General features: G+C 42.5%; 17 protein-coding genes. All 17 read left to right on the top strand.

The window, feature by feature from the left end; genetic code table 11:
* Positions 1–73 precede the first annotated feature (73 nt).
* The 17 genes from ACFSKL_RS17195 (at position 74) to ACFSKL_RS17115 (ending at position 26,291) form a co-directional block, all read left to right on the top strand.
* Positions 74–3,085: a SusC/RagA family TonB-linked outer membrane protein gene (locus ACFSKL_RS17195; RefSeq protein ID WP_376887654.1), complete on the top strand. Its 3,012-nt coding sequence runs from the start codon at positions 74–76 to the stop codon at positions 3,083–3,085.
* Positions 3,086–3,105: 20 nt separating this feature from the next.
* Positions 3,106–4,602 carry a RagB/SusD family nutrient uptake outer membrane protein gene (locus ACFSKL_RS17190; protein WP_376887651.1) on the top strand — a complete coding sequence of 499 codons (1,497 nt, stop codon included), beginning with the start codon at positions 3,106–3,108 and terminating at the stop codon, positions 4,600–4,602.
* Positions 4,603–4,806: 204 nt separating this feature from the next.
* Positions 4,807–6,693, top strand: coding sequence for a right-handed parallel beta-helix repeat-containing protein (locus ACFSKL_RS17185; RefSeq protein ID WP_376887649.1), 1,887 nt, complete (start codon positions 4,807–4,809; stop codon positions 6,691–6,693).
* 177 nt (positions 6,694–6,870) lie between these two features.
* Entirely contained in the window at positions 6,871–9,129 is a 2,259-nt protein-coding gene (locus ACFSKL_RS17180) for a glycoside hydrolase family 31 protein (protein WP_376887647.1), read from the top strand.
* A 13-nt stretch (positions 9,130–9,142) separates the two neighbouring features.
* A complete protein-coding gene (locus ACFSKL_RS17175) occupies positions 9,143–10,243 on the top strand; it encodes a Gfo/Idh/MocA family protein (RefSeq protein ID WP_376887644.1) in 1,101 nt (366 codons plus the stop codon).
* Between the two features lie 160 nt (positions 10,244–10,403).
* Entirely contained in the window at positions 10,404–11,171 is a 768-nt protein-coding gene (locus tag ACFSKL_RS17170) for a phytanoyl-CoA dioxygenase family protein (protein ID WP_376887642.1), read from the top strand.
* A 260-nt stretch (positions 11,172–11,431) separates the two neighbouring features.
* The gene (locus tag ACFSKL_RS17165; RefSeq protein WP_376887639.1) at positions 11,432–13,015 is read left to right on the top strand and encodes a sodium:solute symporter; all 1,584 of its coding nucleotides are present in this window, start codon (positions 11,432–11,434) and stop codon (positions 13,013–13,015) included.
* A gap of 63 nt (positions 13,016–13,078) precedes the next feature.
* The gene (locus tag ACFSKL_RS17160; protein ID WP_376887637.1) at positions 13,079–15,277 is read left to right on the top strand and encodes an alpha-L-rhamnosidase-related protein; all 2,199 of its coding nucleotides are present in this window, start codon (positions 13,079–13,081) and stop codon (positions 15,275–15,277) included.
* 12 nt (positions 15,278–15,289) lie between these two features.
* Positions 15,290–18,169, top strand: coding sequence for a glycoside hydrolase family 2 TIM barrel-domain containing protein (locus ACFSKL_RS17155; protein ID WP_376887635.1), 2,880 nt, complete (start codon positions 15,290–15,292; stop codon positions 18,167–18,169).
* Position 18,170: 1 nt separating this feature from the next.
* Complete coding sequence (locus tag ACFSKL_RS17150) at positions 18,171–19,043, top strand: hypothetical protein (protein WP_376887633.1); 873 nt, start codon at positions 18,171–18,173, stop codon at positions 19,041–19,043.
* A 106-nt stretch (positions 19,044–19,149) separates the two neighbouring features.
* A complete protein-coding gene (locus tag ACFSKL_RS17145) occupies positions 19,150–19,596 on the top strand; it encodes a MaoC family dehydratase (protein ID WP_376887632.1) in 447 nt (148 codons plus the stop codon).
* Between the two features lies 1 nt (position 19,597).
* Complete coding sequence (locus ACFSKL_RS17140) at positions 19,598–20,746, top strand: ABC transporter substrate-binding protein (RefSeq protein WP_376887630.1); 1,149 nt, start codon at positions 19,598–19,600, stop codon at positions 20,744–20,746.
* Complete coding sequence (locus ACFSKL_RS17135) at positions 20,739–21,932, top strand: CaiB/BaiF CoA transferase family protein (RefSeq protein ID WP_376887627.1); 1,194 nt, start codon at positions 20,739–20,741, stop codon at positions 21,930–21,932. The genes ACFSKL_RS17140 and ACFSKL_RS17135 overlap by 8 nt, the downstream gene beginning before the upstream one ends.
* Positions 21,919–23,061 carry a CaiB/BaiF CoA transferase family protein gene (locus tag ACFSKL_RS17130; protein WP_376887625.1) on the top strand — a complete coding sequence of 381 codons (1,143 nt, stop codon included), beginning with the start codon at positions 21,919–21,921 and terminating at the stop codon, positions 23,059–23,061. The genes ACFSKL_RS17135 and ACFSKL_RS17130 overlap by 14 nt, the downstream gene beginning before the upstream one ends.
* Before the next feature lie 284 nt (positions 23,062–23,345).
* On the top strand, positions 23,346–24,212 hold the full coding sequence (locus tag ACFSKL_RS17125; RefSeq protein ID WP_376887623.1) for an amidohydrolase family protein: 867 nt from the start codon (positions 23,346–23,348) through the stop codon (positions 24,210–24,212).
* Entirely contained in the window at positions 24,209–25,243 is a 1,035-nt protein-coding gene (locus tag ACFSKL_RS17120) for an L-rhamnose/proton symporter RhaT (RefSeq protein WP_376887621.1), read from the top strand. Before ACFSKL_RS17125 ends, ACFSKL_RS17120 begins: the two co-directional genes overlap by 4 nt.
* A gap of 4 nt (positions 25,244–25,247) precedes the next feature.
* The gene (locus ACFSKL_RS17115; protein WP_376887620.1) at positions 25,248–26,291 is read left to right on the top strand and encodes a Gfo/Idh/MocA family protein; all 1,044 of its coding nucleotides are present in this window, start codon (positions 25,248–25,250) and stop codon (positions 26,289–26,291) included.
* The last annotated feature ends 162 nt before the right edge of the window (positions 26,292–26,453 follow it).

The raw sequence follows: 26,453 nt of genomic DNA, 5'->3' as shown, positions 1-26,453 counted from the left end.
CAAGTACAAGATTTAAAAGCTAACCAATTTTTGAATCTTATTTAACAATAAACCTAAAATAACCCCAAAAACCATGAAAACAAGTTTACTCGGCTATGCCTTGCTATTGGTGTTTTTCCAGATGCCTGAAGTAGGATATGCCATCTCATTTTCTCCAAATGACCATAATATGGTCATAGAGAGGACTATTGACAAAGTGATTAGAGGTAGAGTCTTGGACAAGTCAGACAAAGAGCCAATCCCTGGAGCTTCTATTTTGGTGAAAGGAACTACCCTTGGGGTAGTGACAGATATTGAGGGAAATTTCGAATTGAATGTAGCAGATGATGCCAATTCATTGATAGTCTCCTTTATTGGGTATTTACAAAGGGAAATTCCCATCGGAAACCAGTCGTCATTTGAAATCGAGTTGGAACAGGATACCCAGAACTTGGAAGAGTTCGTTGTGGTCGGTTACGGGACTTCAAGGGTGAGGGACCTTACGGGATCAGTCAGCAGGGTTGGAGAAGAAGGCTTTAACAGAGGTGTCAATGTATCCCCCGATCAGTTGATACAGGGTAAAGTAGCAGGTGTTGATATTGTCAACAACAGTGGTGCACCAGGAGGAGAAGTTACATTTAGAATCAGGGGCGCATCCTCTGTCCGTTCAGGCAACCAACCACTTTTTGTGGTGGATGGTGTTCCATTGGACGGAAGAAACACCAAGCCAGCAGCCACAGCAGGTGAATTGGGAAGTACGGAAGGTTCTAATCCTTTGAATTTTATCAATCCAAATGACATCGCTACGATAGATATACTCAAAGATGCTTCGGCAACAGCCATTTATGGTTCAAGGGGAGCAAATGGGGTAGTTTTAATTACTACAAAAAAAGGGATTAGCGGAGAACCCAGGGTGTCCCTTGATATGCAATCTGGGGTAAGTGTGATAGCAAGAAGACCTGATATCATGGATGGAGCGACTTTTCGGCAAGCTCTGAATCACAGGGAGCTCACACAGTTTGACGGAGGGACAGAAGTAGATGCCTTTAAAGAGATAACAAGACCGGCTATGACCAAGATCGTCAATCTTTCTGTCAGCGGTGGTGGTGACAAAAATAATTATAGACTGTCATTGGGTTACCATGATCAAGAAGGGATAATCAAGAATTCTGGAATCAAAAAATATACAGCCAATTATTCTGCAACCTATAAATTGATGCCTGATGATAGATTGAAATTGGATATCAATCTAATCGCTTCCAACAATACCGAAAGAGGGGCACCAATAGCTGAAAATTCAAATGTTAACGGCAGTTTAATCGGAAATGCCATTGAGTGGAACCCAACTACACCATTTAGGGATAACCAGGGTAATTTCGTCCAAAGATTGTATCAGGAAGGTGGCCGAAACGTGTCTGGATTACCAACGAACCCCTTGGCTTTATTGGAATATTATAATGACGAAAGCAACATTACCAATATATTGGGATCTATAGCAGCAAGTTATAGGATACTGGATGGCTTGGATTATCGCGTAAGTCTAGGAGTAAGCCATGCCAAAGGAAACAGGACTGTAGATACTTCTGGGGAATTATTCCTCAATACGATAACGGATCTAGGTTTGGCAGTGGTCAATACCAGTCAACTCAATAGCAGTACACTCACACATACGCTTAACTATGAGAAACAATTCCACAAGTTCAAACTAAGTGCCTTGGCAGGATATGAATTCCAAGACTACAAAAGCTATGTGAACAATATTACGGCAAGGGGCTTTACTCTTTTTGATATATATGGATCAGATATATTGCAGAATCCATCGAGGGATAATGTACGGGTAAGTTCATTCAGGGATCCTAGCAACCAAATACAGTCCATCTTTTCCAGGGTAAACCTAAACTTCTCCGACAGGTTTTTGGTAACTGCCACCATGAGGGCAGATGGATCAACCAAGTTTGGGGAAAATAATAAATATGGATATTTTCCGTCTTTTGCAGGAGCATGGGTACTGAGTGAAGAGAAATTTTTGAAAAACCTTCAAGCAATCAGCACAATGAAACTGAGGGTTGGCTGGGGTAGAACCGGAAACCAGGAATTCCCTGCCGGAGCTTCCCAAGACCGCTATGCATTTGGCTTGCAGAGCCTATCTCTTGTCAATGTGGCAAATCCCGATTTAAGATGGGAAACTACTGAAACCTATAATATCGGACTTGATTTTACCTTGTTTAACCACAAAGTATCTGGTTCCATTGAATATTTTGATAAGGCAACAAAAGATCTTCTATTCCAACTGCCAACGATCCAGCCTGCACCCGCAGCTACCTTTTGGACAAATTTACCGGCTACGATCAGGAATAATGGAGTTGAATTGATGTTGAGTGCTTTAGTCAAAGAGACAGCCAACCTGACTTGGGAAGTTGGGGCAAATGCTACTTTCTTACAGAATAAGTTGCAGGATTATACAGGCGCACCTGTTCTCACGGGACAAATCAATGGAAATGGTTTGGGTGGTGGCAGCAATGCACAACAGTTAGTGAATAACCAACCGCTATTTGCCTTTAAAATGCTGGAATTCCAAGGGTTTGATAACTCTGGATCGGCGATGTATTCAGATGAACAGCAGTTTGTAGGAAATCCAAATCCAAACTTCCTGTTAGGTCTCAACACCAATTTAAGCTATAAGAAATTCAGTTTCAATATGAGTATGAATGGGGTTTTTGGACATCAAGTCTATAACAATACTGCCAACGCATTGATCACAGCAGCAAATTTTGGGCTGGGAAGAAACACCTCCCCAGAGATAGGTTTGGGAAGCGAAAATCTGGGGAATTCCAATGTTGTCTCGACTAGATATTTGGAGAATGCAAATTACCTGCGCCTGCAGAACATGACAATGGCCTACAATTTGGGAGCTATTAAAAATGCATTTAGCAATGTGCGGATTTCTTTCACCGGCCAAAATCTTTTTTTACTCACCAATTACTCAGGCTTTGACCCTGAAGTGAATACAAACAGAGGAGTTGGTGGGGTTCCGTCCTTTGGGATAGAATATATTCCATATCCTACGGCGAGAACATTCTTATTAGGCATCAATGCTTCTTTCTAAAACCCAAAATTAAAATAGCCATGAAAAAATTAACATATTATTCTATATCATTATCCTTGCTGCTGTTTTCATGTACCGACTTGGTTGAGGAATTAAGATCTGATCTCCCCAATGATAAAGCCCGGGCCTACTTGGAAGAGAATGTCAACTTTGATGCCTTATTGGAGACAGTTTACAGGGATTTTGATGCCAGGTACATACAGCATGCAGGAAGCGTTTGGTTGTTGCAAGAAGTCTCCGCAGATGCTGCTGTAGTTCCCTCTAGACCTTCAGGTTGGGATAATGGGGGTGTTTATAGGGAACTTCATACCCATAGTTGGGTTTCTCAAAATCCATACTTGATCTCAGTTTGGAATGGGTTGAATAAAGGGATATTTGATGCAACGAATGTGCTTTCTTTTAACCCAACTACCGAAATCGCTGCAGAAGCTAGATTTTTAAGAGCTTTCTTTATGTATAGCGTGTTGGATCTTTTCAACCAAGTGCCATTTAGGGAGCCCGGTGAAAATTTATTGTTGCCATCCACGGTTTTGTCCGGAGGAGAGGCAGTAGATTTTATTATTCAAGAAGTAGAAGAAGTGTTGCCATTGTTGTCCGCCACTGGACCAGATTACAGGGCTAACCAAAATGCTGCCAGAGGCTTGTTGGCAAAGTTGTATTTGAACAGAGCTGTATATTATGACAGGGCTAACCCCCAATTCGCCTCTGGGGATATGCAAAAGGTAATCGAATATGCAGATGGGATTACTGGAAAATCGATTGGATTTTACTGGGACAGCTTTGGTCCGGACAACAACGCTGCATCTGATGAACTTCTATTTACCATCGAAGGAAGAGGAGGTGTAAGGTCGCATTCTCTCTGGGTCTGGTGGCATGCCATTTTCCCAACAGAAATGACACTTCCCAATGGAGGTGGCTGGAATGGCTTTTGTTCCACTCCAGAGATTTATGACTTGTTTGAAGACGATGACATAAGAAAGTATTATGACCACCCAATTACTACACCTAGAGGTTATAATGCAGGCTTTTTAACAGGGCAACAATATGGCCCTGATGGTCAGGAATTGGCTGGGGTTGTATTTACCAAGGAAGTACCTACGTTGGTGGGCGCTACGCTATGGAATGGGTATAGACCAGTGAAGTATATTCCTGATTATGCGAATCCTGGAGCAGCTGATAATGATGTGGTACTCCTTCGCTATGCCGATGTACTCTTGATGAAAGCTGAAGCATTGTTGAGAACAGGACAAGATCAGCAAGCACTTGAAATAGTGAATGATATCAGGGAGAATAGAAATGCAAGCTCTTGGGAAACAATTGATCTGGATTTGCTTTTGGATGAAAGGGCCAGGGAATTGTACTGGGAAGGGCATAGGAGACAAGACATGGTGAGATATGGGAAGTTCTTAGGTTCTTGGACTTTGAAAAGCCCATCTTCTGAACAATATTTCTTGTTTTCCATTCCCCCAGCCGATGTATTGGCTAATCCAAACCTTGAGCAAAATCCGGGATTTTGATCTCTTCCCGATAGATGATGGAATATCAATGCCTGAAATAGTAGATATCAAAGCAACTACAATTGCTATGATATCTACTATCTATCCGGATTGACTGGAAAGTACAGGATGCCACAAATCTCCAATACCCCTAATATTAAGTATTCTGATGATCAAATCATTTTTGATCAATCAAAATCAACCAAAATAACCAAAGACCAAGTCATGAATAAATTACGTCTGACACAGATTTTCCTTTTTACTTTTCTCTTATTCTCAATCTTTCCAACCAATGGGGCAGAGATTTGGGTAGCTGCCAATGGCTCTGACCTCAATGATGGCGGCAAACAAAGCCCTGTGCTTTCATTGCAGATAGCACTGAGGAAAGCAAGGGAATTGAGAAGACTGAATGACCCCTCTATTGAAGGCGGTATATTTATTTATTTACAGAATGGAACTTACAGCTTGGACGAAACTTTACAGATCAGACCTGAAGATTCCGGCACAGCTTCAAGCCCAACATGGATCTTGGCAGCACCGGATTCAAAACCGGTGATTTCCGGTGGAGAGAAGGTTACTGGATGGAAAAAAAATACTTCAAAACTTACAGGCCTGCCCAAAGCTGCCCAAAACAAACTCTGGGTTGCACCGATTCCTCGAAAAGCTGGGAATCAGGTGGCATTCCGACAGCTCTATATCAATGATCAAAAAGCTGTGAGAGCTTCGAATCTTGATGCACCCAAACTTGAGAGAATCTTAGCCATAGACAAAGAAAAGCAGGAAATGTGGATTCCAACTCCAAAAGTGAAGTTTGGAAATCTGAATGATGCCGAATTGGTTATTCACCAATGGTGGGCGATCGCCAACCTGAGAATCAAATCTATGGAAGCTTTTGGGGACAGTTCCAAAGTGACATTCCACCAGCCTGAAAGCCTTATCGAATTCGAACATCCATGGCCTGCGCCATTTATAGATGATAAGAAAGAGTACGAAGGCAATTCGGTTTTCTTTATTCAGGGAGCAGTTGAATTATTGGATAAGCCAGGGGAATGGTATGCAGACCACAAAAACGGTTTGCTGTACTATTGGCCAAAAGAGGGTGAAGACATGTCCAATGTCGATGCGGTAGTTCCATCCCTCGAAACTATTGTACAGATCGAAGGTACTTTGGATCATCCTGTGAAGCATGTGGGTTTCAAAGACCTCACTTTCAAACATGCAGGTTGGATGCGTCCATCAATGGCTGGACATGTGCCTTTGCAAGCTGGTTGGTACATCATGGAGGCCTATTCTTTGAAAGAACCCGGAACACCTGACAAAGCCAAATTGGAAAACCAAGCATGGATTGGCAGACAGACAGCAGCCGTTCAAGTTGCCAATGCAAGATATTTTGCCATGGAAGGCTGTAAAATTGAACATGTAGCAGCTACTGGATTGGACTTGGTATCGGGAGTGCAGCACAGTAAAATTATTGGGAATGTTTTTAGGGATATTGGAGGAACAGGAATCCAAGCAGGTTTTTTTGGTAGCCATGCATTTGAGGCGCATTTGCCTTATAATCCACAGGATAGCAGAGAATTGGTAGGTTTTGCAGAAATCTCAAACAACCTAATCACCGATGCTACCAACGAAGATTGGGGCTGTGTGGGAATCAGCATTGGCTTCGCCCATGATATCAATATAGAGTACAATGAAGTCGTGGATGTCAACTACTCCGGAATCTGTGTGGGTTGGGGCTGGACGAAAACACTTTCAGCTTCCAAAAACAACCGGATCCATGCCAACAAAATCCACCGATTTGCCAAGCAAATGTATGATGTGGGAGGGATTTATACCCTTTCAGCCCAACCAAATATGGAGATAAGTGAGAATGTAATCTATGATTTGATTGATGCGCCTTATCCACATATGAGGCATCACCATCAATATATCTATTTTGATGAAGGGTCTTCCTATATCAGGGCGATTGACAATTGGACGGAGCGGGACAAGTTTTTCTCGAATACTCCCGGTCCGGGAAATGAATGGAAAAACAATGGTCCACAAGTATCAGATGAAATCAAAAACAAGGCAGGTATCCAACCGGCATACCAAAGCATATTGGACAAATAAATCAATTTGGTTAGAAAAAAGACCTGCCAGGCTTGATTATGAAAAATAGGTGAATACAATCAATTAAAAAACAGATGAATAGAGAGAAAATCTGGCAGATCTTAGCTAGAATCTAGAATTCATCTATTAAATACCCTGAGTGGAAAAAATCCGAACAATCACAACCCATCACAAAAAATGAATAGGACAAACTACCAACTGTTTGATTTTTTGGATTTTGATCCAAATGAAAAACCGGAAGACCAGCCAAAGAGATTGTGGAGGGCTGGGAAGCCTGTAGAAATTGAGGCGGTTGAGGGAGTGGTTGAAGTAACCATTACTTTCCAATGCCAAACCCCTTCCAATGATACGGGTGCGGATTTAGCGATTCCACAGGTATTGAAAAAACTATATATTGAAGCTTTGGGGGAGAAAATTTTGAGAATTGGTATTGGCGAAGAAAACGGTGTTTTCCAGAATTCGGAGATGTTGCAGATAGCTCCTGATCTGGAGAGGATGCCATTATCGGTTGAGAAAACCCAAAACGATTGGCTAGTCCTTGATTCGAAGCACCAGGTCAAGGCAAAATTCAGTTTGGGTTCACATCCAATAGACCATTGGAGCGAATTGTTGCCAGAGCCACAGGAGACCTTGGAAATGTGTTTTTATCCCGATGGGAAAAAAGAGGTCAAAATGCATGGTTTCGATCAGTTTTTCCCTGCCAGACAGGATGCTTATGGATTGGCATACATCCAAGAGGGTGGTTTGACGCAGGCGATGACGGTTTCCTTCCATACCAAACCCGGGGAGAAATTTGTCGGTACAGGTGAGCGCTTTTCCAAAATGGACCTTTCGGGAAAAACCCTTCAGATGAAAAACCAAGATGGGCAGGGAGTAAACAACCAAAGAACTTATAAGAATGTACCATTTTACCTTTCCAGTGAAATGTACGGGCTGTTTTTGCATACCTCGGCATATTGTAAATTCTCAATTGCCGACCATTCTACCAGAAGTGTACAGATTTTAAGTGAGGAACCACATTTGGATTTTTTCTTGATCGGGGGAGAAAAACCAGAGGAAATTCTCCATCAATACCGAAAGATAACAGGCTTTCCCAGCCTCCCTCCATTGTGGAGTTTTGGAGTTTGGATGAGCAAAATGACCTATTTCTCAGCAGAGGAAGTGTATGGGATTTGTGATCGTTTGCGCAGGGAAGATTTTCCTTGTGATGTGATCCATTTGGATACAGGTTGGTTCAAGACGGATTGGCTTTGTGAATGGAAATTCAATCTGGAGCGGTTTCCGGATCCCCTTGGATTTATAGAAAAATTGCGAAAAAATGGTTTCAAAGTAAGCCTTTGGCAAATGCCTTATATCGCAAAGGAAGCAGCCCAACATGATGAAGCAAAAGATAACAAATACTTTGGCTCACCTCTGAAAATCAGCAAACAGGAGGGGTCAAATTTCAGTGCTTTGGATTATGCAGGCACCATTGATTTCACCTACCCCAAAGCCATCCTATGGTACAAAAACCTGCTCAAAGAACTTCTTGAAATGGGAGTTGTCTGCATCAAGACGGACTTTGGTGAAGAAATCCACATGGATGCCGAATACCATGGAATGGATGCCAAATTACTCAACAACCTCTATGGTTTGCTTTACCAAAAGGCAGCTTATGAGATCACCAAAGAAGTAACAGGAGATGGGATTGTCTGGGCAAGGGCAGGCTGGGCAGGATGTCAACGCTATCCTTTGCACTGGGGTGGGGATGCTGCAGCTACTTGGGATGGTCTGGCTGGATCATTGAAAGGTGGCTTGCATTTGGGACTTTCAGGATTTGCATTTTGGAGCCACGATGTACCCGGATTTCATTCATTGCCTAATTTCATGAATGGAGTTATTCCGGATGGTTTGTATGCAAGGTGGACACAGTTTGGTGTGTTTTCTTCCCATATCCGCTACCATGGCACTTCCAAGCGCGAACCATATTTCTATCCCAAGATTGCGGATTTGGTGAGAAGCTGGTGGAAATTGCGCTATGCCTTGATTCCCTATATTCTGAAAACGAGCAAGCAGAGTACAATTACAGGATATCCAGTCCTTAGGGCTTTGCTGTTACATCATCAGGATGACCCAACAGTCTGGCACTTGGATGACCAATACTATTTTGGAGATGATTTTTTGGTGGCACCCATCATGAATGATGAAGGCAATCGAAAAGTATATATCCCTGAAGGAGATTGGGTTGATTTTTTTACTGGTGAAAAAGTAGCTGGAAAGCAGTGGTTGCAAGGAATTTGGTCATTGGAAGATATGCCTGTTTGGGTGAAGGATGGTGCAGTGCTGCCGATCTATACCAAACCAGTCTCAAACACAGATGAAATGCAAATGGATCAATGCGAAACACTTACCATAGATTCCAAATTTGAAGGTATTTGGAAGTATTTGGGGATTTAAAAAAATATTCAAAATGAAAGCAAATAGAAAATTAGGATTGGGAATATTGGGGCTCGGAGAGGGGAGAAGTACCATCTCGGCTTCGCTCAACAGTGAAAATATTGAGCTTGTCCAGATTTGTGATATCAACTTGAATTTGTGTAAACAGCGGGCCAAGGAGTTCGATTTTCACCATTACACCACCGATTTCCATGAAATGCTCAGCAATCCTGCGATAGATGCGATTGGCATCTATACCCCAGACCATCTTCATGCCCAACATATCAGAATGGCAATGGAGCATGGCAAGCATGTGGTCTGCACAAAACCCTTATTGGATGATTTGACAGAAGCAGTAGCATTGCTGGAATTGCAAAAAAAACAGGGAGTCAGGTTATTTGTTGGTCAGAGCAGTAGGTTTTTTGAGCCCATGAGACGGCAGCGGGAAGATTTTCAAAAAGGCTTGATTGGGGATTTGATTACCATCGAAGCTTATTATCATGCTGACCATAGGTGGTTTTTGAACAAACCTTGGGCTTTGGAATCCTCTTTCAAATGGCTATTTGGGGGGCTAAGCCATCCCGTTGATTTTATCCGCTGGTATTTGCCTGAGATTGACGAAGTGATGGGCTATGGAATGCTCTCGGCAAATGGCCTGGAGGGTGGTTTGAAAAACCATGATACCATGCATTTTATCTTCAAATCCAAGGACGGAAGGATTGCAAGGGTGTCGGGAGCCTACACAGGACCTGTTCAGCCAGCATTAAGAGATAGTGAAATGAGTTGCATTCTTCGGGGAACAAAAGGTTGTAGCCAAGGGGATTACATGGAGCTTCGCTATGCCATCACCACCAACGAAGGGGAAGAACAAGTGATCACTTGGGAGCATAAATCGAAGCACTATTTCAGGTTTGAAGGAAAAAGCCATCATGCAGGAGAGTACAACAATTACCTGGAGCATTTTGCCACAAGTATCCAGGAGGGCTTCACAGCTTATCCAGATCTAAAGGAAGGCATAGGGACAATCGTCTTGCTCAAGGCAATGGAAAAATCACTCTTGAGCGGCAAGCCAGAAAAGCTTGAGGACATCATCAATACCTATGGATTGGGTAGTCATTTAAAAAAGCCCAATTAAAACAAATCGAGTATCTAATTGATTATCAGTCGTTTGTAAAAATCTTGCTGTCGAACCTGTTGACAGTTGTCTGTCGACCGTTGTCGATTATCCGCAACGGACTCCCTGATAAGCTTAAAGTGACATTCAAGGATAATCATAATAAACAACCATAAATACCATGAATACTAAAATTTCGGAAGATCAATTAAAGCAATTTCAGGAGGAAGGCTTTTGTATTGTAAAAAATGTCATTTCAAAAGAAATGATTGAGCGTTTGAGAGACGCATGTCAGCAGTTTATGCTTGAAAAAGATCTGGAAATGGATCGCAAAGGGGTAGAAGTTGATGAAATCAACCACAAGGGAAAGCGCTATTTCATTGCTTTGAGGTACAAAGACAGCAAAGCCATGCAGGATCTGATTTACGGACCTGAATTGGAGGAAATCACGCGAAAAATTTTGGGGGAAAATGTCTATTTGTTTTTGGAGCAGTTTGTCGTAAAAGCGGCTGACAAGGGGATGACTTTTTCCTGGCACCAAGATTCGGGCTATCTGGATTTTGAGCATTTGCCATACTTGTCGATTTGGTTACCATTGGATGATGTGACAGAGGAAAACGGGACGGTTTATTTGCTTCCCTACAAAGATGCTGGAACCAAAAACAGGATTGAGCATGTCCTTCAGGAAGGCACAAATGACAAAATCGGCTATTTCGGTGACAATCCCGGCGTACCTGCCATTTTGGATGCAGGAGATGTGGCTTTGTTTTCAAGTACCTGTTTCCATAGAAGCGGATCCAATGCGACCAACAAATCCAGAAGGGTCCTTTTGATTCAATACTCCGCAGAACCGATTTTAAAGGCAGATGGGAAACCTCTTTATTGGGCAGATCCAATTATTGAAGACGGGAAGCGACTAAAGCCACTTCCAAGTAAAGATTTGGCTTAAACCTGAATTAACCAAAATTCTAAAACTTGGAAAACAGTAACGAAATAATTCTTAGGTATAATGAAACATGTTTAGACATTTTGTGATATTTCGCCGAAGGCATGACTTGTCCACCGTGTCGGATTTCAATTATATATCTACTTTATTTCTACCTCTCAATCACCTTGGTCTGTGTCTCACAGACCAAACCGATTAATTGGGTAACCCCAACCCTTAGTCTGTTTCCCGCAGACCAACTCAAACCCAAAATATTCCAACCTATGCAGATTTATGAATTGTTGACGACCCTTGATTTCATCGTGGTGATCGCTTACCTGATTGTGCTGATAGCCATTGGCTACTGGGTGAGTTTTAAGGATAAACAACCAACCGAAGACAACCTCTTTTTGGCAGGTAATTCCCTTGGCTGGCCGAGCATTGGATTGACCATGTGGGGGACCAATGTCGGTCCATCTATGCTGATCGCCTCTGCAAGTATTGGCTATACGACAGGCATAGTCGCCGGAAACTTTGCTTGGTATGCTTTTATTTTCATCTTCCTCCTCACGATAGTTTTTGCACCGAGGTACTTGCAAGCCAAGGTTCAGACATTGCCAGAATACATGGGTAAAAGGTTTGGGGATTCCACCCAAAACCTATTGGCTTGGTACACCATCGTGACCGTTTTGATATCATGGCTTTCACTGACACTATTTGCAGGCGGGATTTTGATCCAGCAGATTTTGAATATCCCCCTTTGGCTTTCAGTCCTGATTTTGCTGATGATAGCAGCATTTTTCACCATTGCAGGTGGACTCAAAGCCATCGCTTATACCAATGTATTTCAGATGTTGCTTTTGATCGGGGTTTCATTGGCTTTGGTGGTTGTAGGATGGCAGAAAGTTGGTGGGATGGATGTCATCATTTCCCAAACTCCAAAATCCTACTGGAATTTGTTTTTGCCTAATGATGATCCCAATTATCCCTGGGTGGCGATATTGCTGGGGTATCCTGTGATGGGTGTTTGGTTTTGGTGTACGGATCAATCCATGGTACAATCTGTTTTGGGAGCAAAGAATCTGAAACAGGGACAACTCGGAGCTAACTTCACAGGTTGGCTGAAAATCTTGGATGTAGCGTTGTTTATCATCCCAGGCGTCCTGTGTTTTGTCCTGTTTCCCAACCTGGAGAATCCAGACCATGCCTATATGACCATGGTCACCCAGCTATTTCCTGCCGGGATGACTGGTTTGGTGATGGCGGTTTTGATCGCAGCTTTGGTAAGTACCATAGATTCTGCCCTGAACGCCCTCAGCACGGTATTTACCATGGATGTGTATGTGAAAAAGTACAAACCAGAAGCCTCCCAAAAGAGTATCATCCGGATCGGTAGGATAGTGACGGTAGTTGGTGCGGTGATTGCCATATTTTTGACATTGGCGATTGACAGTATCAAGGGTTTGAATCTATTTGATGTCTTCCAATCTGTACTTGGGTTCATTGCACCACCCATGTCAGTAGTGTTTTTGTTTGGGGTTTTATGGAAAAAGACCAGCACCAAAGCTGCCAATTTCACCCTTACTTTCGGAACAATTCTTAGTATTGGTGTGGGGATTTTATACCTATGGGTATTTCCAAAAGCGGACTATCCATTTTGGCCTCATTTCTTATTGCTGTCCTTTTACATATTCATCTTCCTTTCAATATTGGTTATACTGATTAGTCTATTTGGCCCTAGAGACACAATACCAAGCAGTTTGGTATACCAAAAAATAAGTAAAACTTCCTCACAGGTGAAGTGGCTTTGGGCAGCACTTATCGTGGTGATGGTGGCAATGTATTTCATATTTAATGGTCATTCTTGAAAAAACAGGAATGTACAGGATGATGGTGGATGTTCATTTTGTGAGTTTTAATAAATTGAAAAAATGATGATGATTATACGAAGCATTACAATTTCAGCCATTTTATTGATAAGTGTCTCTTTGTTTTTCCCAAATGAATGTCTTGCGCAGGAAAAAAATGGAAAAGCTACGTGGATATGGTATCCAGGAGATTATGAGATCTGGCTCAGCAATAAAATGCAGGCTAGAAGGACAGAAAGGGGTGCGTTTTTACCCCCACTGTGGAGGTACTATAGCCCTTATGCCCTTGTTACTTTTAAGAAAGATTTTGAATTGGAGCAACCTGATGAGATATCCATTTTTACTGAAGGTGATTTCAAAATGCAGCTTGATGGGGAAATGGTTCACGGACGTCCCAAAAAACTGCAAATCCCAGCTGGAAAGCATAGCATTGTCGTCAAGCTTTACAACCAGGAAGCTGTACCGACATTGTTTCTCAATGGGGAATATTTGGTCACAGACAACACTTGGGAGGTGACTTTTGAAGATAAGGAATGGATTGACGAAACCGGTAAGGCTTCCGATCAATCAGGCACGACCTGGGAAGCGGTAGGAAGCTGGGATTTTGACAGTCCAGACCAATTGCCTTCACAATTCAAATTGGAAACTACTCCCCAATTTGCCAAAGCTGTCAAGGAAGTCGAAACAGGCGAATTGGTGGATTTTGGAAAAGAAACATTTGGATATATTCGTTTTCATGGGTTGAAGGGTACCGGGAATATCTCTTTGTATTATGGAGAGTCGGAGCAGGAAGCGATGGATTCAGCTTTTTGTGAAACCTTGGATGAGTTGGATTTTGATGGAAGTCAAGATGCAGAATTCACTTTGGAAAATTCCATGGCTTTCAGGTATGTACAGATTCAGCCAAGTGAAGGGATCCAATATGATTCTGTCTCCATGTTGTATGAATATTTGCCCGTTACCTATCATGGCGCTTTCAAGAGTTCCGATGCATTGCTCAATGAGATTTGGGATGTATCTGCCTATACCATGCATTTGAATACCAGGGAGTTTTTCTTGGATGGAATCAAAAGAGATCGGTGGATTTGGTCAGGAGATGCCTACCAGAGTTATCTGATGAATTACTATTTGTTTTTTGACAATGAATCTGTCAAAAGGACCTTGCTCGCACTCAGGGGCAAAGAGCCCGTAGCTTCACACCTTAATACGATCATGGATTACTCCCTGTATTGGTTTATTGGGATTTACGATTACTATCTGTTTTCCGGTGATGCCGATTTCATCAAAAATTTCTATCCAAGGATGGTGAGTTTGATGGACTTCTGTTTGGGAAGAAGAAATGAGGAAGGCATGATGCAGGGATTGCCTGGCGATTGGGTGTTTATAGATTGGGCGGATGGGCTTAGCAAAGAAGGAGAGGTGAGTTTTGAACAATTGCTCTTGGCCAGAAGCTTGGAAGCCATGGCTATCAGTGCCGAAATAGCAGGTGATCTGGAGGGAAAAGGAAAATATCAAAATCTGGCAGATGGATTAAGGGAAAAACTGTTTGAGGTGTTTTGGTCTGATGAAAAAAATGCCTTGATGCACCAACGTGTAGATGGGGAAGTCAGGGACAATATTACCCGATATGCCAATATGTTTGCCATTTTCTTTGATTACTTCACCGAAGAGCAGAAAAAAGCTGTCAAGGAACATGTCTTGCTGAATGACAATATCCAAAAAATCACCACACCTTACATGCGGTTCTATGAACTCGAAGCACTCTGTGCTATGGGCGAGCAGGAATTTGTCTTGGATGAAATAAGGGATTACTGGGGAGGAATGCTTGATTTGGGAGCTACTTCATTCTGGGAAAAATATGATCCAAAGGAATCCGGTGATGAGCATTTGGAAATGTATGGAAGGCCTTATGGCAAAAGCCTTTGCCATGCTTGGGGAGCCAGTCCTATTTATCTTTTTGGAAAATACTACTTGGGCGTAAAGCCCACAAGTCCGGGTTACGAGACTTATTTGATCGAACCCAATTTGGCTGGTTTGGAGTGGATGGAAGGGGAAGTCCCCACTCCGCATGGCAATATCAGCCTTAAAATTTCCACCAAGCAAATAGCTGTAAATGCAGCAGGTGGCAATGGTATCCTTCAGTTCAAAAGTAAATCCAAGCCAAAATGCAAAACTGGAGAAGTGGTAAGCTTGGGCAACAATACCTATCAAATCAATATTTCACCAGGTACTCAGCATACTGTTGACTATCGTTCTAATTAAGTTAAAGGCTACATGAAAGAAATACAAAAAATTGATAATCGAATAATCGGCTGGATGGTTTTGCTATTGGCTTTTGTGACGATTCCTACCTGGATGTCCCATGCACAATCCCAGAAGGAACAGACCATTATCCAACACCTTTCTGGGACTGGTTATCAGGATACTAAGGAGTGGGAGTTTAAAATATCAGGAGGACGGAAAGCTGGGGAATGGAGCAAAATCAATGTGCCTTCAGTTTGGGAACAGGAGGGTTTTGGAAAATACCAATATGGGATTAAGTTCTATGGAAAAGCTTTTCCAGACGGGATAGCGGATGAAGTTGGAGAGTATAAGTATGAATTTGAGATCCCTAAAGATTGGGAAAACAGAAGAATCAGAATCGTTTTTGACGGTTCGATGACGGATACGGAGGTGAAAATCAACGGACGTTCGGCTGGAACCAAGCATCAAGGGGCATTCTACAGGTTCAGATATGACATCACCGAATTGCTGAAATTTGGGAAGAAAAATTTACTGGAAGTCACCGTTTCCAAAGAGTCCAGCAATGCAGGGGTCAATTTGGCGGAAAGAAGGGCTGATTATTGGAACTTTGGAGGGATTTTCCGACCTGTTTTTTTGGAGGCTATGCCGAGTCGATTCATAGAGCGAACAGCCATCGATGCAAAAGCTGACGGTCATTTTTTATCAGAAATTTATTTGGGCGATGCCAGCCCAAAACCACTTCAAGTCCAAGCAAAGATCCAAGACAATTCAGGAAAGAATATCGGACAAATTTTGAAAGGAACTGTTCCCCAGGGAAGTGATAAAATCGTGCTGGAAGGTGATTTTGACCAAGTGAAACTTTGGACTGCCGAGACGCCAAACCTTTATACCATTACCTATGATCTCTATGACCAAGAAAAGCTTCTCCACACGATCACGGACAGGTTTGGATTCAGGACTATTGAGGTAAGGGAATCAGATGGGATCTACATCAATGGACAGCGGATATTGATGAAAGGGGTGAACAAACATAGCTTTTGGCCAGAATCTGGAAGAACACTCAACAGGGAGTTGAATTATGATGCCGCAAGATTGATCAAGGAAATGAACATGAATGCTGTGCGTTTGTCACATTATCCTTCCGACCCGGAGTTTTTGGAAGCTTGCGATGAATTGGGCTTGTATGTATTGCATGAGTTAGGAGGTTGGCATGGACATTATGATGAGGAAGTAGGTATTGGTTTGGTGGAGTCTTTGGTGACAAGAGATGTCAATCATCCGAGTGTCATTTTTTGGGATAATGGAAACGAAGGCGGTTGGAACACCGAATTGGATGATGAATTTGCCAAATGGGATCCACAAAACAGACCTGTTCTCCATCCACAGAAATTGCTCAGCGGAATTGAAACCATGCACTACAGGTCTTACGGTGAGATGCAGGAATATTTCAGGGGTGATTACATTTTTATGCCGACGGAGTTTTTGCATGGATTATATGATGGAGGACATGGAGCTGGCTTGCATGATTACTGGGAAATGATGCGGAAGCATCCAAGGAGTGGAGGAGGTTTTTTATGGGTTTTTGCCGATGAAGGAATCTCCCGAACAGACCAAGATGGACGGATAGACAACCAAGGCAATTATGCGGCAGATGGAATTCTTGGGCCTCACATGGAAAAAGAGGGGAGTTTTTATACCATTAAGGAGGTTTGGTCTCCCGTAATGTTGATGCAGGAATCCGTGTTGAAGCCTGATTTTGATGGAAAGATATTGGTAGAAAACAGATATGATTTCACCAATCTCAAGGATTGTACTTTCGAATGGAGTCTGGGTAAATTCTATGCTCCTGAATCTGGGCAGACTGGACATTCTGTTTTGATGAAAACCAGTATCAAAGGGCCTGATGTAGCACCTCATGAGTCGGGGGAATTATCATTAAAGTGGCCAAGCAACTGGCAAGAAACGGATGTCTTGTATGTGAAAGCATTGGATCCAAATGGGGAAGAGCTTTGGACTTGGTCATACACTTGGGACAAAACAGAAACCTACCTCAATGCGGCAAGTGGAAAGGTTGATTTGACTGAAAATGAAACCGACTACACGGTGAGTTCCGGTGGTCTGGAATTGGTTTTTGATAAAAAATCAGGAGCGTTGAGTTCTTTGAAAGAATCAGGAAAAGTATTCTCATTCAAAGGACCAAGGTTTGTGGCAGCAAGAAGAGGGGATAGGACTTTGGACGGAAATGTAGATAAAGATGCCGACAAAGGCTTGGATAGGATTTATAAGGAAATAGCCTTTGAGCAATCCCTGAAACAGATTCAGGTAAGCCAAGAAGGGGAAGATATTGTGGTTCGGACAGACTTCAAAGGACCAATTGCAAACTTGACATGGCACATCAAGCCGGGAGGATTGGTTCAGTTGGACTATGCCTACCAGTATGATGGAGTAGTGGAGTTGGTGGGTTTGGCTTTTGATTACCCGGAGCATTTGGTGAAATCCAAAAGATGGCTTGGCAATGGTCCTTACAGGGTTTGGCAGAACCGTTTGCATGGAACCAAATTTGATATTTGGGAAAATGAATACAATGACCCGATCCCGGGTGAAACTTTCGATTATCCTGAGTTCAAAGGCTATTTCCATGATTGGAGATGGGCTGTTTTTGAGACTACAGAAGGAGAGATTCACTTGTCAACCGATCAAAAAGAAAACTATCTGGGAGTCTATACACCAAGGGATGGAAGGGACAAATTGCTTTATACTTTACCCGAAACAGGCTTGGCAGTATTGGATGTGATTCCGGCAGTGAGGAACAAGGTCAACGCAACTGATTTGGTAGGGCCGTCTTCCCAGGCTCAGTGGATCGAAGGATTGAAAAAGGGCAGCATATCTTTGAAATTTAAGGCAAAGTAAAATGATAAAAAATTGTAATGATGGCAGCGATAGGAAACCGTATTTGAGGTTGGATATCAATTATGGGAATTGCAATGAATTGCCGGAGTTTTCCAAAGGGCCCAAAGGTGATGATGAAGAAAAACATCAGGCGATCAAATCAGCTGGCTTTGAAGGGATTCAGGATGGGATTCCCAGTCTTTGTGACAAATATGGCTTGGGACTGACAGCACATGCCCGGATCAACAAAGTTGGAGAATTGGACAGTTTGATTCCCAATTGGCTACAACAAGGTTTTGCTTGTGCTACGATCCACTTGGGTTGGGGGATAGAGTCTGATTTGGGGATGGATAGATTGGTTTCGGATGTTTTGAATGCATCCCAGAAATTTGGTTTTCCCATTTACATCGAAACTCACCGAGCAACTATCACCCAAGATATGCAACGAACTGTTGCTTTGATCGAAAGATTTCCTGAAATCCGTTTCAATGGGGATTTTTCACATTGGTACACGGGGCAGGAGATGGTGTATGGAGGGATTGAGATGAAGTGGGATTTTATCCAACCTGTTTTTGATCGGGTGCGGTTTTTACATGGAAGGATCGGGAATCCGGGTTGCATCCAAGTTGATATTGGAAATGGGGAAGGTTTGGACTTTGTTGCCCATTTTAAGGAAATGTGGACACGATCATTTCTTGGATTTCTCAAATCGGCGGCACCGGGTGATTTCATTTGTTTCACTGCTGAATTGCTCCCGGCATCCATCTATTATGCCAGGGACTTTCCGCAGCCTAATGGGAAGAATAATGAAGAAGGAGACAGATGGGAGCAAGCAATATTATTGAACAAAATAGCCAAAGAGTGTTGGGTCAAGGCAGAATCCCGACTATTATAAAGTCCACGGTCCACGGTCAATAGTCCACAGTTGACCGTGGACTGTTGACCAAAATTAAAAATAGCAAAAGTTCGAATCTTGAATTAATGTACCTAAACCAAAAATCATGTTTATCAAAAAATATTTTGAAGAATTTGAACTGACCGAAGTCAGGGAGACTTATGGAAGGACCATTACGGAAACTGACATCGTGATGCATGCCGGGCAATCGGGAGATTTTTTTCCGCACCACATGGACGAAGAATGGTGCAAGACCCAACCTTTCAAAAAGCGACTGGCACATGGGACGTTGATATTTTCGGTTGCCATAGGGATGACCGCCCAATTTATCAATGAAGTTTCCATGTCTTATGGCTATGACAGGCTTAGGTTTATCCTTCCGGTATTTATCGGAGATACCATCAAAGTCAAAGTGAGTATCAAAGAGAAGAAAGAACACAAAAAACCGGGTTACGGCTTGGTGGTAGAATTGGTAGAAGTTTACAACCAAGAAATGAAATTGGTGATGGTTTGCGAGCATTTGCTATTGGTAGAAAAAACTGTGAAAGCGTAACATGGAAAAGATCATTTTGAAAGGAATCACTTGGGGACATAGTAGGGGACTTCTTCCTTTGCAGGCTTACGCACAGCGTTTCAACGAACTGAATCCCGAGGTAGAGATAGTTTGGAAGAAAAGGACATTGCAGGAATTTGCGGATTTTCCCATCGAGGAATTGACAAAATCCTATGACTTGTTGATCATCGACCATCCATGGGTGGGCTGTGCAGCAGCGACTTCATGTGTACTTCCCTTGGATCGGCACCTCCCCAAAGAATACCTTATCAACCAGCAAGAAAACCAGGTTGGGCGATCCCATGACAGCTATTTTTTTGGAGGACATCAGTGGGCTTTGGCAATCGATGCTGCGACACCGGTGGCGAGTTACAGGAAGGATTTGTTTGAAAAAAACAAGACCTTGATTCCAGACACTTGGTCAGGGGTCTTGGAGCTGGCCAAAGCGGGAAAAGTAGCAGCACCAGCCATACCGATTGATCTTCTGATGAATTTCTATATGTTTTGTCAGTTCCATGGACAGATACCTTTTCAAAGTGATCGTGAAGTTGTAGATCATTATACAGGACTGAAAGCTTTGGAAACCATGAGGGGATTTTACGGTTTGCTTGATCCACAATTTTTCAATGCAAATCCTATCAAGGTAGCAGAAATCATGTCTTCCTCGGATGATTATTGGTATTGCCCTTTTGCCTATGGTTACTCAAATTATTCCAGACCGGGATATGCCAGGAATATTCTGACCTATGGAAATTTGGTGAAATACAAAGACAATCAAAGACTCAGAAGTACTTTGGGGGGAACTGGACTTGCGGTATCTGAATTCAGTGCCAACAAGGATTGGGCTTTGAAATATGCGCAGGAAATAGTTTCTGAATCCAATCAAATACATGAATACACAGCAAATGGCGGGCAGCCCGGACATAGAAAGGCTTGGCTTGACGAGAGGAATAATTTGCTGACGCAAAATTTTTTCTCCAATACAATACAAACTTTGGATGAAAGCTTCATCCGTCCACGGTATCATGGCTACCTCCATTTTCAAGATCATGCAGGAGACCCAATCAGGGATTTTTTGATGGGTAAATTGGATGCAGATGCGGTATTGGAAAAAGTAGATAAGATTTATAAAAAGAGCAAAAATGTCTGATGTAAAGACAGCACCTAATCCCGGAAACCTACCCTTGGAAGGAGTTTTGGTCTTGGAGTTTTGCCAATACCTTTCAGGTCCTTCTGCGGGGTTGAGATTGGCTGATTTGGGTGCGCGGGTGATCAAGATCGAAAACCCAAGCACTGGTGATGCCTGTAGGATCTTGCCAATCAAAAACCAATGGATCGACGATGATTCCCTGCTTTTCCATACCATCAACAGAAATAAGGAAAGCTTTACAGCCAATTTGAAAGATGAAAAGGATTTGGCTTTCATCCATCAATTGATTTCCAAAGCAGATGTAATGGTTAATAATTTCAGACCTGGAGTTATGGAAAGATTAAACTTGGGATATGGCAAAGCCCAAATGTTGAATCCGGGAATTGTCTATGCCGAAATTAGTGGATACGGATCGACTGGGCCATGGGCAAAAAAACCGGGCCAAGACTTGTTGGTGCAGGCCATATCTGGATTGATGCACACAAGTGGGAATGCCGGTGATCCGCCTACACCTTTTGGGTTGGCAATAGGAGATATATTTTGTGGGGCGCAGATGGTTCAGGGGATCTTGGCTGCCTTATTCAGGAAAAAGAGGACTGGCAAAGGTGTGAAATTGGAATTGAGTTTAATGGAGTCTTTGATAGACTTCCAGTTTGAATTGTTGACGACTTATTTTGTCGATTACGAACAGCCCAAGAGGTCTGAAAACAACCATGCACATGCATTGCTAGGTGCACCATATGGCATTTACCAAACTAAAGATGGTCATTTGGCATTGGCAATGATTCCCATTGCAGATTTGAACAAGGCTTTGGAGAATCCAGACCTTTCGGCATTTAGCCAGTCTGATGTGTTTGCAAAAAGAGATGAAATCAAAGCAACTATTGCAGCAATTTTGATCCATGAAAATTCTGGTTATTGGATGGAAAAGTTCAACAGCTGTGGACTTTGGGCAACCGAAGTCAAAAACTGGAATTCGCTGAAAGCATCAGCGGGATTTCAGGTATTGAACACAGTACAAGAAATTAAAATCTCAGATTCCAAAACAATAAAAACAACCAGGTGTCCCATTCGCCTTGATGGAAAGAGGATATTTTCACCAAAAGCCGCTCCTTTACTTGGAGCAGATAGGGAAAAGATCATTGCTGATTTTAACTTAAAAGAACCGGATCATGAAACTACTTGAGGGAATACTTGTATTGGATTTTTCACAGTTCCTGTCAGGGCCATCGGCAAGTTTACGCTTGGCAGATTTGGGAGCAAGGGTTATCAAAATAGAAAAACCCGAGATAGGGGATATTTGCCGGACACTCTATGTGTCAGATACAGAAATAGCCGGTGACTCAACCTTATTTCATGCCATCAATAGAAACAAAGAAAGCTTTGTGGCTGATTTGAAGCGTGAATCTGATATCGAGAAAATCCATAAACTGATCCGTCAAGCGGACATTGTGATGCATAATTTCAGACCGGGCGTAATGCAGCGATTGGGTTTTGACTATGATTCGATCAAAGCAATAAAAGAGGATATTGTTTATGCAGAGATCAGTGGCTATGGAGAGGAAGGGCCTTGGAGCAAGCTTCCAGGGCAGGATTTGTTGCTACAGGCACTGTCCGGATTGACTTACCTCAACAATACCAAAGAAGCTCCGCCAACACCCATGGGGGTTTCTGTAGTTGATATTCTTGCTGGAACACATTTGGCACAAGGGATTTTGGCTGCCTTGTATAGAAGAGAGAATACAGGATTGGGGCAAAAAGTCGAGGTAAATATGCTTGAATCGGCTTTGGATTATCAATTTGAAGTGTTTACTACTTTCCTCAATGATGGGGAATCCCTTCCAGAAAGGTGTGAAAATAACCATGCCCATGCTTATGTAGCGGCACCTTATGGAGTTTACCAAACTGCCGATGCCCACTTGGCTTTAGCCATGGGGGATATTCCATTTTTGGGGAAGCTTTTGGGATGCAAGGAATTGGAAGTGTATACGGACAAAAGTTCTTGGTTTCCATTAAGGGATGAAATCAAGACAGTTTTAGCAAAGCATTTGACAGGAAAGAGCACCCAATATTGGCTGGACTTATTGGAGCCAGCGGATATTTGGTGCGCAGAAGTCTTCGATTATGGTCAATTGAGAAAACAGGAAGGTTATCGGCAATTGAACATGGAAATGGATGTGAAGCATTCAAACGGTGGGACTATCAAAACAACCAGATGCCCCATCCGGGTAAATGGTCAATTACTCACCAGCAATAAAGCTGCCCCCACATTGGGACAACAACAGCAGGAAATATCCAAGGAATTCGATCTTTGATCTTTCAGATTCAAGATGTAAGAGACGAGAAGCAAGAGACAAGAAATCAACCACGAAGTGGTTAAACCTCTATTAGCCCCGTATGAAATGCGGGGAATAGATATGATGGTTTGATACCACAACCCTGAAAGGTCTGCCTGTTGCAGACAGGGTTGAAATCCTCTAATTGAAAGAAAAAAGTGTCAACTATTTTCAGGACGTGACACTTTGTGTCTCAAATCTCAAATCTCAGATCTCAGATCTCATATCTCATATCTCACGTCTCACTCCTAAACCAAAAAAACATGCATATCATCGATACACATATCCATATCTGGGATGTTGAAAAAATCAGTTACCCTTGGCTGGAAGGTGCTCCGGCTCTTTTGAACAGGACATACACGCTGGAGGAACTGAACGGATCAAAAAAGCCAAAAGCATCATGGGCTGGGGTTTTGGTACAGGCTTCGAATAACCGGGAAGACACTGTTTGGATGTTGAAGGTAGCATCACAGCAGGATTGGATCGAAGGGGTTGTTGGTTGGCTGCCATTGATGGAACCGGAGAAGGTAGCAACCGAACTTGAAAGTTCTTATGCAAAGCAGTCCTTGTTAAAAGGGGTCAGACACCTGATTCATGATGAAATTGATCCAGAATGGCTTTTGCAGGAGAAAGTCATCGAAAGTTTGAAGTTGATCGAAAAGCAGGGATTAAGTTATGATTTTGTTGGGGTAAATGCAGCCCATTTAAAAACAGCTCTGAAATTGTCAGAAAAAATACCTGGATTGAAGATGATATTTGACCATTGCAACCAACCACCAAATCCAAATACACAGGAATTTGCACTCTGGTCAGACTTGATGAAACAAGCTTCTGGAAACAAGAATTTTTATGCCAAAATATCAGGTTTGGGAACCGCTACCGGAAAAGGGGAAGCTTGGGGAGCTGAAGATATTGTCCATGGTGTGGGAAAAGTTCTCGAATATTTTGGGGAAGATAGGTGCATGTGTGGAGGGGATTGGCCTGTTTCATTGCTTGCAGGCTCTTACCAACATACTTGGGGGAATTACCTTTCGGTTTTCGACCAATTGATCTCTGATGAAACAGTACTTCAAAAGATTCTCGCCAAGAATGCCATGAATTTTTACAACTTAAAAAATATCCAATCATGACTGTCATCATAGGGGTAATGCTACATGCCGTCGGGGCATCTTTTGCTTCATTGTGTTACACACCCGAAAAAAAGGTTGTAGGTTGGTCATGGCAGACTTATTGGTTGGCACAGGCTTTTGTTTGTTGGTTGATCTTGCCTTTATTGGTAGCTTGGTTTACCATTCCCCAGCTAATGACGGTCTTGCAGGTAGCACCCAGTGAGGCCATGTGGAAGTCATTCTTATTGGGAATGGCCTATGGCGTAGGGGGGACAGCATTTGGTTTGGCTATTCGGTACATGGGATTCTCTTTGACCTATGCAATTTCTATTGGGATATCATGTATCATTGGCACCTTGCTTCCTCCATTTGTAAAAGGTGAACTGTATGAAGTATTTGCCCGTCCGGGAGCGGAATGGATTGCTTTGGGGATGTTTTTGGGTGTTATTGGGATTGCATTGTGCGGGAAGGCAGGTAGGGAAAAGGAAATGAACATGGAAGTACAAGGGCTAAAAACCGGCAGCACTTTTTCCATCAAAAAGGGGCTTCCATTGTGCTTGTTGGCAGGTGTATTGTCGGCATTATATGGATTCTCGATCGATCAGGGACAACCCATCGCTGATGTTGCTTTGGAATATGGAGCAGGAAATTACCAAAGCAATGTGATTTATATTTTTTCCAATACAGGGGCATTTGTCACCACCTTTTTTTATTGCTTTTACCTTCATTTCAAGGAAAAAACTTTTTCGGAATTCAAAATTTCGAGTCCTGGATTTCTCAAAAGAAATTATGCATTGGCCGCCCTAACAGGGGTTCTTTGGTACGCCCAATTCTTCTTTTATGGCTTGGGACATGTTCGCATGGGAGATTATAAATTCACCAGCTGGGCAGTACACATGATCATGCTGGTGATGTTTAGCACCTTGGCAGGCGTGATGATGGGTGAGTGGTCCATGGCCAAAAGGAAAACGATCAACTACTTGGTTTTTGCCATGTTCACCTTACTGTTGGCGGTATTGTTATTGACATTTGGAAACTATTTAGCGGAATAAAAAGATGAAGGAAAGCGCAATATGTATCATTGGAGCAGGAGGGATTGTCAGGGATGCACACCTTCCGGCATATGGGTTGGCAGGATATCAAGTGGCAGGGATTACCGACCTGAACCTTAATTTGGCGGAGGATCTTGCCACTAAACACCAAATCAACTTGTTCAAATCCCTTTCGGAAATGGTTGAAAAGTTTGGTGACAAAGTGATTTATGATATCGCAGTTCCCGGTGATGCTGTGATGGCTGTTTTGCAGCAGATTCCAGATGGAAGTCATGTGTTGATACAGAAGCCAATGGGAAATAATTGGCAACAGGCAAATGAAATTTTGAACTTGTGTAGGAAAAAAAAGCTGGTAGCAGGTATCAATTTCCAACTCCGATATGCTCCCAATATCCAAAAAGCTAGAGCGCTTATCGATTTGGGAAAAATTGGAGATTTATGCGAAATAGAAGTCAATATCGATGTATATACACCTTGGCATCTTTGGAAATTCCTCTATGAATTGCCAAGAGTGGAAATTCTCTACCATAGCATTCATTACATTGACATGGTTAGATCCTTTGTCGGCAATCCGAAGAGGATTTTTGCCAAAACAACCAAGCATCCAAAGATGGCTGATTTGGCATCGGTCAGAAGTAACATCATCATGGATTATGGAGATTGGATGACTGCCAATATCCGCACCAACCATGCACATGATTTTGGTATCAAAAACCAACAATCTTACATCAAATTTGAAGGAACGGAAGGTGCTATCAAATTGGGGATTGGGCTGTTGAAAGATTATCCTATTGGAGTGGCTGATAGTTTTGAGTGGATCAGTAAAATTGACCCTGTTGCAAATGAATGGAAAGAAGAAAAGATCGAAGGCGTTTGGTTTCCCCATGCATTCATAGGATCTATGGCTGAAATACAGAAAGCTGTCAAAGACCCTAATTATCAGCCCGACAACTCTGTGGAGGATTGCATCCACACCATGGCTTGTGTCGAGGCGGCATATGACAGTTCCCAATTTGGAGGGAAGGTGTTCTCTGAGTATAATTTGTAATAGCCGATTCCCATCAATATCTGAAATTTAAGATTTAATATCCAAAATCATCGTTTTTTCACAATGCCTAATAACCTGAGTTCGATTGTTATCACAAAGTCAAAATCAATAGAAATATCCAGTTACAAGGCAAATTTTTGAGGGATAGCCTAAGCTATCGCT

This window comes from Belliella marina, from assembly GCF_042682445.1.
In the GTDB taxonomy this organism is placed as follows: domain Bacteria; phylum Bacteroidota; class Bacteroidia; order Cytophagales; family Cyclobacteriaceae; genus Belliella; species Belliella marina.
This window is presented reverse-complemented; position numbering and strand designations above follow the sequence as displayed.

Excerpts from the sequence above, each read along its gene's own strand:
- ACFSKL_RS17145 (WP_376887632.1), top strand. The coding sequence starts at position 19,150 with ATGTTTATCAAAAAATATTTTGAAGAATTTGAACTGACCGAAGTCAGG.
- ACFSKL_RS17155 (WP_376887635.1), top strand. The coding sequence starts at position 15,290 with ATGAAAGAAATACAAAAAATTGATAATCGAATAATCGGCTGGATGGTT.
- ACFSKL_RS17120 (WP_376887621.1), top strand. The coding sequence starts at position 24,209 with ATGACTGTCATCATAGGGGTAATGCTACATGCCGTCGGGGCATCTTTT.
- ACFSKL_RS17190 (WP_376887651.1), top strand. The coding sequence starts at position 3,106 with ATGAAAAAATTAACATATTATTCTATATCATTATCCTTGCTGCTGTTT.
- ACFSKL_RS17140 (WP_376887630.1), top strand. The coding sequence starts at position 19,598 with ATGGAAAAGATCATTTTGAAAGGAATCACTTGGGGACATAGTAGGGGA.
- ACFSKL_RS17115 (WP_376887620.1), top strand. The coding sequence starts at position 25,248 with ATGAAGGAAAGCGCAATATGTATCATTGGAGCAGGAGGGATTGTCAGG.
- ACFSKL_RS17150 (WP_376887633.1), top strand. The coding sequence starts at position 18,171 with ATGATAAAAAATTGTAATGATGGCAGCGATAGGAAACCGTATTTGAGG.
- ACFSKL_RS17165 (WP_376887639.1), top strand. The coding sequence starts at position 11,432 with ATGCAGATTTATGAATTGTTGACGACCCTTGATTTCATCGTGGTGATC.
- ACFSKL_RS17180 (WP_376887647.1), top strand. The coding sequence starts at position 6,871 with ATGAATAGGACAAACTACCAACTGTTTGATTTTTTGGATTTTGATCCA.
- ACFSKL_RS17185 (WP_376887649.1), top strand. The coding sequence starts at position 4,807 with ATGAATAAATTACGTCTGACACAGATTTTCCTTTTTACTTTTCTCTTA.
- ACFSKL_RS17130 (WP_376887625.1), top strand. The coding sequence starts at position 21,919 with ATGAAACTACTTGAGGGAATACTTGTATTGGATTTTTCACAGTTCCTG.
- ACFSKL_RS17125 (WP_376887623.1), top strand. The coding sequence starts at position 23,346 with ATGCATATCATCGATACACATATCCATATCTGGGATGTTGAAAAAATC.
- ACFSKL_RS17170 (WP_376887642.1), top strand. The coding sequence starts at position 10,404 with ATGAATACTAAAATTTCGGAAGATCAATTAAAGCAATTTCAGGAGGAA.
- ACFSKL_RS17195 (WP_376887654.1), top strand. The coding sequence starts at position 74 with ATGAAAACAAGTTTACTCGGCTATGCCTTGCTATTGGTGTTTTTCCAG.
- ACFSKL_RS17175 (WP_376887644.1), top strand. The coding sequence starts at position 9,143 with ATGAAAGCAAATAGAAAATTAGGATTGGGAATATTGGGGCTCGGAGAG.
- ACFSKL_RS17160 (WP_376887637.1), top strand. The coding sequence starts at position 13,079 with ATGATGATGATTATACGAAGCATTACAATTTCAGCCATTTTATTGATA.
- ACFSKL_RS17135 (WP_376887627.1), top strand. The coding sequence starts at position 20,739 with ATGTCTGATGTAAAGACAGCACCTAATCCCGGAAACCTACCCTTGGAA.